General features: G+C 37.9%; 9 protein-coding genes and 2 pseudogenes. 8 read left to right on the top strand and 3 right to left on the bottom strand.

Features of this window, described 5'->3' with window-relative positions; genetic code table 11:
• Window positions 1-505: pseudogene (locus tag NRIC_RS10625) on the bottom strand (TaqI-like C-terminal specificity domain-containing protein); the annotation flags it as partial.
• Between the two features lie 46 nt (window positions 506-551).
• Between NRIC_RS10625 and NRIC_RS10620 the strand changes: the two are divergent.
• The 4 genes from NRIC_RS10620 (at window position 552) to NRIC_RS10605 (ending at window position 6,355) form a co-directional block, all read left to right on the top strand.
• Window positions 552-1,163, top strand: a complete 612-nt coding sequence (locus NRIC_RS10620; RefSeq protein WP_146622685.1) for a master DNA invertase Mpi family serine-type recombinase — start codon at window positions 552-554, stop codon at window positions 1,161-1,163.
• On the top strand, window positions 1,160-4,630 hold the full coding sequence (locus tag NRIC_RS10615) for an SNF2-related protein (RefSeq protein WP_146622684.1): 3,471 nt from the start codon (window positions 1,160-1,162) through the stop codon (window positions 4,628-4,630). Before NRIC_RS10620 ends, NRIC_RS10615 begins: the two co-directional genes overlap by 4 nt.
• Before the next feature lie 157 nt (window positions 4,631-4,787).
• Window positions 4,788-5,135, top strand: coding sequence for a hypothetical protein (locus tag NRIC_RS10610; protein ID WP_146622683.1), 348 nt, complete (start codon window positions 4,788-4,790; stop codon window positions 5,133-5,135).
• Window positions 5,136-5,218: 83 nt separating this feature from the next.
• Entirely contained in the window at window positions 5,219-6,355 is a 1,137-nt protein-coding gene (locus tag NRIC_RS10605; RefSeq protein WP_146622682.1) for a hypothetical protein, read from the top strand.
• Window positions 6,356-6,496: 141 nt separating this feature from the next.
• Here the strand turns inward: NRIC_RS10605 and NRIC_RS10600 are convergent.
• A pseudogene (locus NRIC_RS10600) lies at window positions 6,497-6,809 on the bottom strand (helix-turn-helix transcriptional regulator).
• A 35-nt stretch (window positions 6,810-6,844) separates the two neighbouring features.
• On the opposite strand from NRIC_RS10600, the gene NRIC_RS10595 reads away from it, so the two are divergent.
• Window positions 6,845-7,513 (top strand): Fic family protein, encoded by a 669-nt coding sequence (locus NRIC_RS10595; RefSeq protein WP_146622681.1) that lies wholly within the window; start codon window positions 6,845-6,847, stop codon window positions 7,511-7,513.
• A gap of 133 nt (window positions 7,514-7,646) precedes the next feature.
• Here the strand turns inward: NRIC_RS10595 and NRIC_RS19290 are convergent, their stop codons facing one another.
• Window positions 7,647-7,808, bottom strand: a complete 162-nt coding sequence (locus NRIC_RS19290; protein WP_175580061.1) for a hypothetical protein — start codon at window positions 7,806-7,808, stop codon at window positions 7,647-7,649.
• Window positions 7,809-8,072: 264 nt separating this feature from the next.
• Between NRIC_RS19290 and NRIC_RS10590 the strand changes: the two genes are divergently transcribed.
• The 3 genes from NRIC_RS10590 to hpfG all read left to right on the top strand — a co-directional run bounded on the left by NRIC_RS10590 (window position 8,073) and on the right by hpfG (window position 12,868).
• Entirely contained in the window at window positions 8,073-9,182 is a 1,110-nt protein-coding gene (locus NRIC_RS10590) for a response regulator transcription factor (protein WP_146622680.1), read from the top strand.
• A 222-nt stretch (window positions 9,183-9,404) separates the two neighbouring features.
• On the top strand, window positions 9,405-10,355 hold the full coding sequence (gene hpfH, locus NRIC_RS10585) for a (2S)-3-sulfopropanediol dehydratase activating enzyme (RefSeq protein ID WP_146622679.1): 951 nt from the start codon (window positions 9,405-9,407) through the stop codon (window positions 10,353-10,355).
• 32 nt (window positions 10,356-10,387) lie between these two features.
• Window positions 10,388-12,868 carry a (2S)-3-sulfopropanediol dehydratase gene (hpfG, locus tag NRIC_RS10580; protein ID WP_146622678.1) on the top strand — a complete coding sequence of 827 codons (2,481 nt, stop codon included), beginning with the start codon at window positions 10,388-10,390 and terminating at the stop codon, window positions 12,866-12,868.
• Window positions 12,869-12,887 lie beyond the last annotated feature (19 nt).

Genomic DNA, 12,887 nt, shown 5'->3' with positions numbered 1-12,887 from the left:
AAAAATCGTCCATATAAGATAAACTACGCAAGTTATAAGGAGTAACACCTTTATCGGTTCTTTTTGCTAGTCTATCGTAAGAACTTCCTAGATCTGGTCGCGTGTTCCATTCCTCAGAATTGAGCCAATTTCTAATTTCAGGATAATCATTTATGTTGACAGGAGAGATTTTATTGTTACCAGCATCTATAAAACCATTATGAGTATTTATTAGATATTCATTTTTAAAGTGAATTTTATTTCGCCGGATATCTTTACCACGTAGAATAGGTAAGATAATTTCTTGAGATTTAGGATCATTTGTAATCAAGCGCTCTTTTATTTCTTCAGATATAATAAAAGCATCATTTAGACCTGTTTTTATCCCATAGTTTATTGTGATATCCCATTCACCTAAAGGTTTTCCTATTGCCTCTAATTTTCTTTTTATGGATTTTTCAATGTCACTAATAATTATCCATGGCTCCAAACCGTTGTATTTTACATCAATAGATTGTTGTCGCACAAAATCGCTCCTTTATAATTAACATATCAAAAAGGAGTGTGTTCATATGATATACGGGTATATTCGAGTTAGCACGGACAAACAAACTGTAGAGAATCAAAGATATGAAGTTAAAAGTTTCTGTGAAAAAAAGGGTATAATTGTTGATAAATGGATTGAAGAGACAATAAGTGCACGTAAAAAATTAGAAGAAAGAAAATTTGGACGTTTAATGAAAAAACTAAAAAAAGGTGACATCATTATAGTAAGTGAATTATCCAGATTAGGTAGGAATTTACTTCAAGTTATGAGTATATTAAATGATTGCATGGAAAGAGATATACAGGTATTAACTGTAAAAGAGGGTTATGAACTAGGAAATAATATTAACTCAAAGGTTTTAGCGTTCGCATTTGGTTTATCAGCTGAAATTGAAAGGACTTTAATTTCTGAAAGAACAAAAGAGGCATTGGCAAGAAAAAAATCAGAAGGAGTCATACTAGGGCGACCAAAAGGTAAAAAATCAAACATAAAAAAAATGAAACTTTACAAGCATCGAAAAGCAATTGTTAAGAAAAGAGAACAAGGTATGTCTTATTCTGAGTTGTCTAGAATATATCGAGTTCATAGAATAACTGTATCCAAATTTATTAAGAGAGTCCAGGAGGAAGAAGCATGACTGAATCAAAATATAGAAAACCCAAGACAACTGATAGAATAGATAATGACCAATACATGATGAAAGAGGCGATAAGCTCACTTTTAGTAGAATGTAATAATGGAGCAGTTGATATTGCGAGTGCTTTTTTTAGGCTAAGTGGAATCTCTGAAATAAAAGATGAAATCCAATATTTTATGGATCATTCAAAAGAGACAAAACCTATGAGGTGGTTGTTTAGTACAAAATTGGATAATGATGTTAATGATTTATTCGACGAAGTTTTTCCACCAGATAATAATTTTTTTAAGCAAATCATTAAATGGATCAAAGAAAAGAAAATTGAAGTAAAAGTCTTTGTGGGAAAAGAATATATCGATACTAATGATTTGGAAAAAATTGAATTCTTACACGGTAAGGCGTATTTATTTTCTGAAACTAGAAAGAGTACAACTGGACATGTTTTAATAGGATCATCCAATTTTACTCAAGGGGGACTAGTTAAAAATAGAGAATTAAACATCTATTCAAATGATACATGGTCAGTCATTACTGATTGGTTTGATGAGATCTGGAATAATTACTCAGTGGATTACTCTAAAGATCTAATCAAAGAGTTAGAAAAAGAAAAAGAAAAAGTTGCTACTCTTTGGGTAGAAATTCAAAACAAAAGAAAGTATACACCCGTTAGTTATGTGTACTATTTGTTAGGGAAATACTATGGCGAAAAACAAGATAAAACTCTACAACAGAGAATAACATCTATCGAAAAGAAACTTCCATATCCTGAAAGGAAAGATGGTACGAAGTATTTTGTTCATCAAAGACAAGGCATAGAGATGGCTTATGAAAAACTGTTAAAAGCAGATAGCGTTGTCCTAGCGGATGGTGTAGGATTAGGGAAGACGTTAGAAGCTGTATCCATTATGAAACTGTATTTAGATGATTTACATCAGGCGAATGATACAAGAAGAATTCTCATATTGGCCAATAATAGACTGCTTGAGCAATGGTACACGGAACTGAATAATGTGGGGATTAAAAGTTCAGAGTATACTATAATGACGCGGCAAGCTTTCGCGCTACTTGATAAAGAAGCGCTAGAATTTTATTCTAATAGCTATGCTCTTATTATAATTGATGAGGCACATGAGGGATTTTTAAAGATAAAAAATAGAGCGTATAGGAATATGAAGTATATGATCGATATTGCTCGTAATAAAAACCAATCAGAGATCAGTGGTTTGCTACTAACTGCAACACCTTGGAATAATTCTAGAGAAGATGTTATTAGATTAGGTACATTATTTCTAAATAGTGGAAAAATTGAAACGGAAAAGCCTTATTATCACTATGTTATTAATGGAAATTTAGCGCCAATGTTTGAAACTAAAAGTCGAAAAGAAATTAATCAAGTAGCTTACAAAGAGTTTTGGAAGGATTTGTTTATTCAACGCACAAGGCGTAGTCTATCTTCTGAGAAACATCTATCAGAAAAATACCCTACAAGAGTTTTTCCCTTAGAAGAGGCTCAGGATACACCATATAGAATTCCTTATTCATTAGATGTGTCCACAACTCTTACTGAAATATTAGATAAACTAATTCAGCTAAATTTGCCATACCAAGATACAATTATCCAGTATTTTCTTGATTCTCCTAGTAATGTTGTATTGAGACAAAGACAACAATTATTGAGAAGAGCTGATTCTAGCAACATTGCTTTTGAGATAAGTTTAGAAAACATTCAAAAGAGATTAGATGAATTTGGTAAAGAGATAGAGAGTCTAAAAAATGAAACACTTCAAGAGGTAAAAAATTACTTTAAAAGTACAGTTGATAAAAGATTTTCTTCAGTGGACACAGACTCTTTGACTTTGGAGTTGGGAATGGACGATGATTTAGACTTTATTGAAGACTTGTCGCAAGCTAAGCGCAATAGAATAAAATTAATTGATAATACCTTAACAGAACAAAATGTAACAGATCACCTCACCCGTATTCTAGAAGATGTCTGTGAGGACAAAAATAATTTGAAAAGAATTATTGATAGATGGAAGCAAATAGCAAAAGATGATAAAAAGCGGGATGCAATACTCTCTCATATCAAAAATGAATTAGAGCAAGGACGTAAAGTGATTCTATTCACGGAATTTGTTGATACTGCTAGATACTATTATGAATATGTAATGAAAGACAAAGAAATTAGAATGTTTGGGGTAGGGTATGTTGTAGGTCAGGAAGCAAGTGCAAATAATGAGAAGTGTGATAAGGATGATGTTCTTGGCAGATTTTCTCCACATTCAAAAAAATATACTGAAGAATTAGTACCTGGAAAAGAAATAAATTTGTTGATAGGGTCTGATGCTATTAGTACTGGGCAAAACTTGCAAGATGCAAGTGTAGTAATGACTATTGAGTTACCCTATAATCCAATGAGACTAGAACAAAGGATAGGAAGAATAGACCGGCCCAAACAACATGAGCAAAATGAAATCTATATATATGCGTTTCCTTCAGATGAAATTGTTAATGCAGAAATCGCTTTACTCGAAAGGTATCAAGCAAAGGCAGAAGGAGCTTCAGAAGATACAGATAGTGATATAAATCTTCCATTTATGAAAGCTATTAAACGGAGCGGTATAAAAATAGCTCTAGATAGCGCTGAGGAAAATGATATCTATTTTGATGACTTAAGCCCAACGATTGAAGTTTCTGAACAAGAAGCAAAATATAGATTATATGATTTCTATATTCAAAATAAAGATTACGAAGAAGAGTTTTTGGCAGGTGTAAAGCTATTTCCAGGACATGCTTTTGCATTAGATGATAATACCAAGAGTGTCTATCTAGTATCTGGTGAATATAAGGATTTAAATGATAAGATAGTTGATAAGATTAGAGAGCCACTGTTGATAGATAATACTCTTTCAGCAATAGATTTGGTAAATGCTGAAGTTATATTAAACTCAGCAAAAATAAATTATGCACACAGTGTACTTGAATTACCCGAAAAAGATGCTGAAAATATTGTAAAACAAACAACTCAGTCTTTAGAAGCATTAAAAAATAAACTAGTAAATAATTTCAATGAATACAATACTAGCAAGCTAAAATTAGAGGATTCAACTACTTTAGTAAGGGAATTAGTAAAAGAATTAAATATTAAAAAAAGAGAGTATTTGGAAGAGTTTAAAAGAAATAACGTAGATCCCAAGCTATTTACCAAGTTAATTAATAGTTTGGCAAAACGAAGTTTTACGAAGAAACAAAATGAATTTCTTCGTAATCTAAAAGGTGAAAATGGAAAGCTAAATAGTAAAAACATAAGAGAAAATATTTGGTACAATTTACCTGTTTTTATGAAAGTTTTTGATCAGGAATTTTATGAGGACTCTCAGACGGTATTTAACAATGCTGATAAAAGGACGTCCATTGTAAAAATTGACGCAGCTTTACATCAAGTGATTGAATCTACTCTTAAATAATTTTTTTCTAAATAAGTTTTCACCAGATTAAAAAAATGTAATCTTCAAATTATAAGTAAATATTTTATACCAAGTGGAATACTAAAAACATTTACCAAAGGTTCAAGTAATAAACTTTTTTGTATCTCCAAGTCATAATCCTAAGTGAGCAAAATTAATGGGAGAAATTTGGGATAAAATCCAAAATGATCCAGAATCTTATCAGGATCAGAATATTTCTGTGCTACTTGAGAATTCAATACAAAATACAACTTATGAGTTGGTAGAAGAATTTTCAGATAAATGGCAAATTAATGAAGATGAATTAGAATTTATGGTATCAAACTATAATCCACGTAGAAGTAAACAAGACGGTAAAGCCGAACTAAAACGAACCAGTAATTATGAAGTTTACAAGCAAAAAGTAGAAAAGCCTGTAAGCAAACTAAAATACTGGAAGCATGTTCGTAAAGACTTAGATGACCTGATGAAAGAAGAAATATTGCTACTGCAAAATAGGAAATAATATGATGCTTCAGAACGTATGTAGTTGGAATCAGAACTCATCTGGCTCCAATTTTTTTATCGATAATTATATCGGAGGGAAACATGAAATTTACAATATTAGAAAATGCCGTTAATTCGTTAGATATTGCCATTGAGAATTTCCAATTATTTTATTATGGTGAAGAAGATTCTCTTTCAGCTTATTCAGATTCAAAGCATAAAAAGATTAGTTTGTCATTCTTAGAGAATGCGATTGAATTATTGTTAAAGGCGATCATCATTGAGAAAACTAAAGATAGTCTTTCTATTTTTTTGAAAACTGATAGAGAACCCTTTAAACAAATAGTTGATGAAGCTAGAGAACTATCTGAAAAAAATGGTTTGAAACTGGAAGATTGTTTAATTCAAAATACCAGTATGAAAACAATTACTTATACCCAGTCAGTAAGGTATTATGAAGGGCTGTTTGAGGTTGATGAAAAAGTTCGCGGTGTGTTGGGAAAACTAGGAAATTATCGAAATGCTATTACACATTTAGGTATTGACTTCACTGATAAACCTGATGAACTTTTATGTTGTTTCACTGAAACCTTTGATGTGATATTTAATAATTTATATCCTGAGTTGCTGGAACTTGATGAGGAAGCTAGGTATTATTTTGAGGATTGTGATGAAGATTTTATGGTTCGCACTCCTGAAGGTGTTGATTCTTTAGTAGGGGAAGACGGATACTACAATAATTTCTTTGATTTCACTCATGAATTGCTAACAGACTTATCTCAGGAAATAATAATGGACTTGTGCAGTAAAAATCCAGACAAGAGAATATTAAAGTTTTTCAAGACATGCGAAAAGATAAGAAGTCATACTGACTATATGGAATACTTTAAAGAAAACAATTTAGATATTCAAAAGGAAGGAGATACTGAATGGTTGTTATGTGAGTATGCAAATAGCACAGAGACAACATATTTAGCACCAGTCTATTCTTCCTATTACAATGCGACGATTTATTTTGATGATAGTCAGGTTGTCTTCATTGTTCCGCATTACGAAAACAAAATTTATCACTATATGGAAACTATAAAATACCCTGTGTTAGAAGAACCAGAAAATGTTCGACAATGGGAAAAGGATTTAGAGGATGGGAAATGTAGAGCTCTAAAACTCTCTGCTAAGAATCTGTTTGAAGTCCTAAAAAGCTGGTGCGAGGAAATGAATGATATATTGGCTGACTGATTAAGACGAGTTTATAAATTTATCCATGTGAGAAAGAAGAAACTGCATAATTATTTTTTGAATCCGCCAAAAATGGAAGTGAACACAGTAAATAAGCAAGCAGACAAAATATTTAGGTGTGCTTGCCTTTTAAGAGAGGCATTAGAATTTATGACCTTTTATTTTGAATTCAATATAATGAACAAGCTCTTCAATCCGTTCCTCGCTCTAATCATCATCCAAATCCTAAGCTGCTTGTCAGAGAGCACCTGATCTTCAGTTCCCTCACGCCCGTAAAGGTCATCCAAGCTTACATCGAAATAGTCAGCAATCTTGTTTTGAATGTCTACGTCAGGAGATCTACGACTTTGTTCGTAAGATTGATAAGTTGTTCGGGCAATTCCTAATACATTAGTCGCATCACCTTGAGTCCATTTTTTTAATTTCACAATTTGGTAAGTCTTATACCGAACATGGAAATACTTCCCAGCTGCAGAAGGAAATTTTTCTATGTCCTATCTCAACAAATATAATCTAACCCAAGAAGAAAATCTATTCTTAGCGAAAAAAATGCTGGTTGAAAATATCTATAATCAGGTACGAATGGAAAATATCAATATTACCTTTTCTGATACGAAAACTATCATTGATGGAATGAGTGTTTCTGGTTTGAAAACAGATGATGTTCAAAAAGTGTTAAATCTTAGAAATGCGTGGAAATTTGTTTTAGATGATATTTCTGTCCTGTTTAATTTGTCATATTTCCAACAAATTCATAGAATTATAGCTTATGGTGAATTATTGCCCGGAATGCTTGGAACATTAAGGACCGGTGAAGTAGGTATCGGCGGATCATTTTATTCGCCCAAAGTGCCAGAAGAGAATACTGTAATAGAATTAATTGATACAATGCTCACTACAGATCGTAGTGAGACTGAAAAGGCTTTGGACTATTTTCTTACAGCTTGCTGCAGTCAATTTTTTTGGGATGGTAATAAACGGACCGCTTCTATTTGTATGAATAGATTGATGATCCAAGCTGGTGTGGGAATTATGATTGTGCAGGAGAAGCAACTGCGAAGATTTAATAAGTTGATGATTGACTTTTATGAGACAGCTGATCGTCAAAAAATTAAACGATTTTTGTACGATCACTGTATTTATGGATTGACTGTTTAATAGTTATGGAAGATCTGTATAGACAGAATTTCATGTTTTGATTTTAAAGATATTTATGAAAATATAAAGGCAAAGGAATTTGATCAGTATTGATAGAACTTCTTTGTCTTTTTCTAGGACGTGTCTGAACTTATTACTGAATCAATTTGAAGATGGCAGCCACATAAACAAATGATAAAAACGACGTTGCTGTTTTGTCATATCGTGTAGTGACACGAGGGAAGTGGTTAATCTTGTTGAAGAAGTACTTTGCTAAATGGCGTTCTTTATACAAGTACCAATCGACTTTTCTCATTACACGCCGCTCCTTTTAATTTTTGAGGACAATTGACGACCTTTGCAACCGCCCCTCTTCACCACCACTATCTAATCATTCTGCAGCACATTCTAGAGTCTCCCATCAAGTAATCACAAAAGTCCCAAAGCCCTCTCCTCCAACATAACCGTGACGGACAAAGAGCGGTCATGCTATAATTTATCTAATCATCAGAAATTGAAGCGGTGAACTGAGGGCGATGCAAGTGCCTGCAAAATAAAGGGAAATGATGGGGGAAGTATTATGAAGGAAGAGCATGCTGGTCAAGTTAATTTTTTCTCAGAGATATCCGAATATCAAATTTCAGCCCGTGAATTTTTTAGTACCGTTCTTCTGGATTATCTGGCCAAAAATTTTGGCTGGGAGAAGGTGCTGATCTCTTATTTTGATACACAAGGCAAGTTTTTGTCCTGGACAAGCTGGCAGGGAATTCTGATGGATTGTGCGGAGCATCCGTACCGGGCTTTTTTTGCCAACGATGTGGTGCGACACATTATCTATCAGGAAGCAGTTCGGGATCAGCTGACCTATTTTAATGTTGAGCCGCGGCTGTACAAGTCGACAGACATTATTACACAAAGGGACTATGAGCATTCTGCGTATGTTCGCTTTACTGAAGAGAATTTTCAAATGCATTATAGCACGACCTTGGCATTTGGAATGAATGGCTATATTCAGGTAGCTTTCTTTAAAAATCGAGAGCAAGGGGATTTTACCGAGGAAGAGATCGGACAATTGAATGAGATCTACGTGTATCTGGCGAATTCGTACAAGAATTTCAAGAAATTTGAGCAGGCGAAGATTGTTCAAAACATTCAAAATGAGATCATTGCTTCTGGTGAAAAGGCCTATCTGGTGACAGATGATTTCATGCACATCATGAGCTACAGTCAGACGGCGTTGAAATGCTTAAAGGATATCTTGGGTGCGGCGATCGCGGAACAAATCAGCAGCACGACGCCTTGCAGCTGGCTGCCGTTTCTGCTGGGGGGAGAAGAGGAGCTGGCAAGTACGGAGCGGGTCCAAACGAAGATCATCAAGAATTATATTTTTAAAATCTATACGTACGATCAAACGTATTCAAATGGGATTATCGATCGGTATCATTGGATCACGATTTCTAAAAAGGAAGAGGAAAAGCTTCCGGCGTATTCGCTGGAGAGTCTGCCTTTGACGGCGACGGAGCAGCGGGTGGCTGAGCTGATGTATCATGGTCTGACCTATAAGGCGATCGCAGATAAGATGGTGGTCAGCTACCACACGGTGAAAAAACATGTTCAAAATATCTATACCAAATGTGGTGTAAACAGCCGGTTTGAATTGTATAAATTGCTGGATAATCGAGAGAACTGACTGTGAAAACAGAAGAGATACTATTAAAGCCCAGATGCTTGTCTGAGGCTTTTTTTTCGTGTTCAAAGAGGAATCTGTGTAGACCAATTAACCATAAGGAGCAAAGAATAGGGAACATTCCCTATATGAAATAGTACGGATGCCTACTTATATGGGCCTCTAGGCTTTGTTACACTTTGAGCAAGTTAAGTGTTTTTGAAAAGCTGGAGAGAAGGGAAAGTCGTGTCTCAAATTGGAATCGTTTTCGATATTCAACGGTTTACACTTCATGATGGACCGGGACTGCGGACGGAATTGTTTTTGAAGGGCTGCCCCATGCGTTGTGCTTGGTGCGGGAATCCGGAGAGCTGGTCGACACAGATCGAGCTGGGGGTCTACAAAAAGAAATGTATTTCGCGTAAAAAATGTGGAATTTGTGAAGGGGTAAGCGAGGAGGCAGACGTGCTTCAATTTCACCGGGGGAAGCTGGTGGCGATCGATCGCAAAAAATGCGGGGATTGTTCGCTTTATGCAGAGGCTTGTCCGGCGGATGCGATCAAGCAGTGGGGCAAGGAGATGTCTGTGGAGGCGTGCATGGAGATCATTCGCAAGGACCGGGAATATTATGATCAATCTGGCGGTGGGGTGACGGTTTCTGGCGGTGAAGCTTTGCTGCAAAGTGATTTCGTGGCGGCATTGTTCGCTGCCTGCAAGGCAGAGGGCATCCAAACCTGCTTTGAAACCACGTTTTATGGGCATTGGCGTGAGGTGGAAAAGCTGTTGCCGTATACGGATATTTGGATCTCGGATATCAAGCACATGGATACGAAGATCCACAAGCAGTACACGGGAGTTCGCAATGAACGGATTTTGGAAAATTTGAAGCGGTTGACGGATTTAAAGCGCGAGCTGATTTTACGAATTCCGGTGATTCCTGCTGTCAATGATGATATGGAGAATATTGCTGCGACAGCGGATTTCGTTTTACGGGAGTTAGATGGCCGTGTTCGAACGCTGCAGCTGCTTAGCTTCATGCGTTTGGGGGAGGAGAAGTACCAAGCCTTGGGCATTCCGTACGGGATGGAAGGGGTTAAGGTCAACCGAAGATCCTTTCAAAAGCATGTGAGCACCATCGCGGAATACCTGAATGGTCGCGGCATCCACTGTTTGGTAGGAACCAAGGAAAAGCAATGAGTTTATTCATTTTATGAAGGAGGATTTTATACATGAGTAGTATGCACACAACAGCAAGAGGAACAGAGCCATTCGACAAAACCTACAGTATTGGGTATCAAGTCAATCATGAGGACTGGTCGCCCTTCCCGCGGGTCAACCATTTGAGACAGACCTTTTTGGATCGACCGTATGAAGTGGATGTGGAACGATTACGACTGGTCACGGAGGCGTATCAGGCGCATGAAACCTGCTCTCGCAAATTGAAATGTGCGTATGCGTTTGAAAATGTTCTGCTGAATTCAACTTTGTATATCTATGACGAGGATCTGATATTAGGAGAGATTGCGGCACCGGCCAAAGCATCGCCGATTTACCCAGAGTTTTCTGTGAATTGGATTCTTGATGAGATTTTGCATTCGCCGTTTGAAGAACGACCAAACGATCAATTCTATATCAGAAACGACGAGGAGCGCAATGAAATCCTTGAACTGTGTGCTTGGTGGAAAGGTAAAACGGTCGACGACTTGGTCAATGTGAAATTAGATGAGGACCAGACCAAGGGCTCTGAAGTTGGTGAGAAGATCTTCCAGACCAACTTATATCATTACGCTGGTGCTGGGCATTTGGCGATTGATTATGCCAAATTGATGCGAGTTGGGTACATCGGATTGATCAACGAAGCGAAGGAACGGCTGGGCAAGCTTAGCAAAAGAGATCCTGAGTATGGAGAAAAACGTGATTTTTACGAAGCGATGATCATTATGCACGAGGCGGCCCGCAAATACATCAAGCGTTATGCGAAGTTGGCTGAGGATCAAGCGGCAACAGAAAAAGACATTAAACGCAAAGAAGAATTAGCCGCGATGGCAACGAATTGCTATCAAATTGCGGATGGGGCTCCTGAGACCTTCTGGCAGGCATTGCAGCTGTTTAATTTTGCGACAACCTTGATCCAGGTAGAAAGCAACGGGCACTCGATTTCTTATGGCCGGATGGACCAATGGCTGTTTCCGTATTATGAAGCAGATATGAAAAACAGCTCGGTGTCAAAAGAGTTTATTTTGGAGCTGATTGAGGTTGCTTATGTGAAGATGAACAACCCGACAAAATTAAAAGACAAAGGCAGTATGGCGCTGCGCAACGGCCGCGGGTTTGGCGGAGAAAGCTTAACGATCGGCGGGGTGGATCGTGAAGGCAATGATGCGACGAATGATTTGACGATGCTGATGCTGGAAGGCTCAGCGCACACACGAATGATGAATCCATGGGTTTGTGTCCGCATGCATGATAATACGCCCTATGAGCTGAGAGTCAAAACCATCGAGTGTATCCGAGCAGGGTATGGTCATCCGAAGTTGTTCAACGATGCGCCAACGATCAAAGGAATGATGCGCAAGGGCATGAGCTTAGAGGAAGCAAGAGAGTATTGTGTCGTCGGCTGTGTGGAAATCAGTCTGCCAGGAAAAGAATACGGCTGGCATGATGCGGCATATGTCAATACACCGAAGATGATGGAAATGGTGGTGAACGGTGGACGCAGCTTGAATACTGGTAAACAGCTGGGACCGGATACGGGCAGCTTGGATACGTATCAAAGCTTTGAGGAAGTACTGGAAAGTGTCGATCAGCAGTTTGAATACTGGACAGATCAAATGTGCAGCAGTTTGAATATCATCGATACGGTTCATCGGGAGTTGAAGCCGTTGCCGTATGTATCAGCATTCTTCGAGGATTGCTTGGAATCTGGGAAAGATTTGACCGAGGGCGGGGCAAAATACAACGGTACTGGCCCGCAAGCCAGCGGTATGGCGACCTGTGCAGATTCCTTGTCAGCGATCAAACAGCTGGTGTTCGAGGAAAAACGTTATTCAGGCTCCGAGCTGCTGCAGGCGGTCAAGGACAACTGGGAAGGGCATGAAGTGCTGTATGCTTTGGTTAACAGCTCGAAGGTGCACCATTACGGCAATGATGACGACTACGCCGATGAATTATTCAAATTTATGTTTGAATGCTATTGCCGGCACATCAGCGGCCGAAAAAATCCACGTGGCGGAGAATTCAGTCCAGGGGTATATTCGGTCAACGCCAATGTGGCAATGGGCATGAATACCAATGCCTCTGTTGATGGACGCAAAAAAGGAGAAGCGATCTCAGACAATATGGGGCCGGTTCACACGGATGCAGGGTCGCATGACATTGCGGGGCCAACGGCATTGGTCAATTCCTTGGCGAAGGTAGATCATAGCTTGGCAACCAACGGCACCTTGATGAATCTGCGGTTCCCGGAAGAAGCGGTAGCCGGCATCGAAGGAAGAGACAATCTGATCAGTTTCGTAGATGCTTACATGGCCAAGAAACCAATGCACGTTCAGTTCAATATCATGAGTTCCAAGACCATGAGAGCGGCTCAGAAAAAACCAGAGGATTACAAGGACATGCTGGTGCGGGTCGCAGGCTACAGTGCGTACTTTGTAGAGTTGGGCAAACCGTTGCAAAAGGACTTGATTCAACGAACAGAACTGAGTTTCTAAAAAAATGGAGTAGGTGGAA

It is taken from the genome of Enterococcus florum (assembly GCF_004309355.1).
Classification (GTDB): Bacteria; Bacillota; Bacilli; order Lactobacillales; family Enterococcaceae; genus Enterococcus_A; species Enterococcus_A florum.
This window is presented reverse-complemented; position numbering and strand designations above follow the sequence as displayed.

What these genes read in the sequence shown, in the direction of transcription:
- NRIC_RS10595 (WP_146622681.1), top strand. Translation starts at nt 6,845, where the DNA reads ATGTCCTATCTCAACAAATATAATCTAACCCAAGAAGAAAATCTATTC.
- NRIC_RS10620 (WP_146622685.1), top strand. Translation starts at nt 552, where the DNA reads ATGATATACGGGTATATTCGAGTTAGCACGGACAAACAAACTGTAGAG.
- hpfG (WP_146622678.1), top strand. Translation starts at nt 10,388, where the DNA reads ATGAGTAGTATGCACACAACAGCAAGAGGAACAGAGCCATTCGACAAA.
- NRIC_RS19290 (WP_175580061.1), bottom strand. Translation starts at nt 7,808, where the DNA reads ATGAGAAAAGTCGATTGGTACTTGTATAAAGAACGCCATTTAGCAAAG.
- NRIC_RS10615 (WP_146622684.1), top strand. Translation starts at nt 1,160, where the DNA reads ATGACTGAATCAAAATATAGAAAACCCAAGACAACTGATAGAATAGAT.
- NRIC_RS10610 (WP_146622683.1), top strand. Translation starts at nt 4,788, where the DNA reads ATGGGAGAAATTTGGGATAAAATCCAAAATGATCCAGAATCTTATCAG.
- NRIC_RS10605 (WP_146622682.1), top strand. Translation starts at nt 5,219, where the DNA reads ATGAAATTTACAATATTAGAAAATGCCGTTAATTCGTTAGATATTGCC.
- NRIC_RS10590 (WP_146622680.1), top strand. Translation starts at nt 8,073, where the DNA reads ATGAAGGAAGAGCATGCTGGTCAAGTTAATTTTTTCTCAGAGATATCC.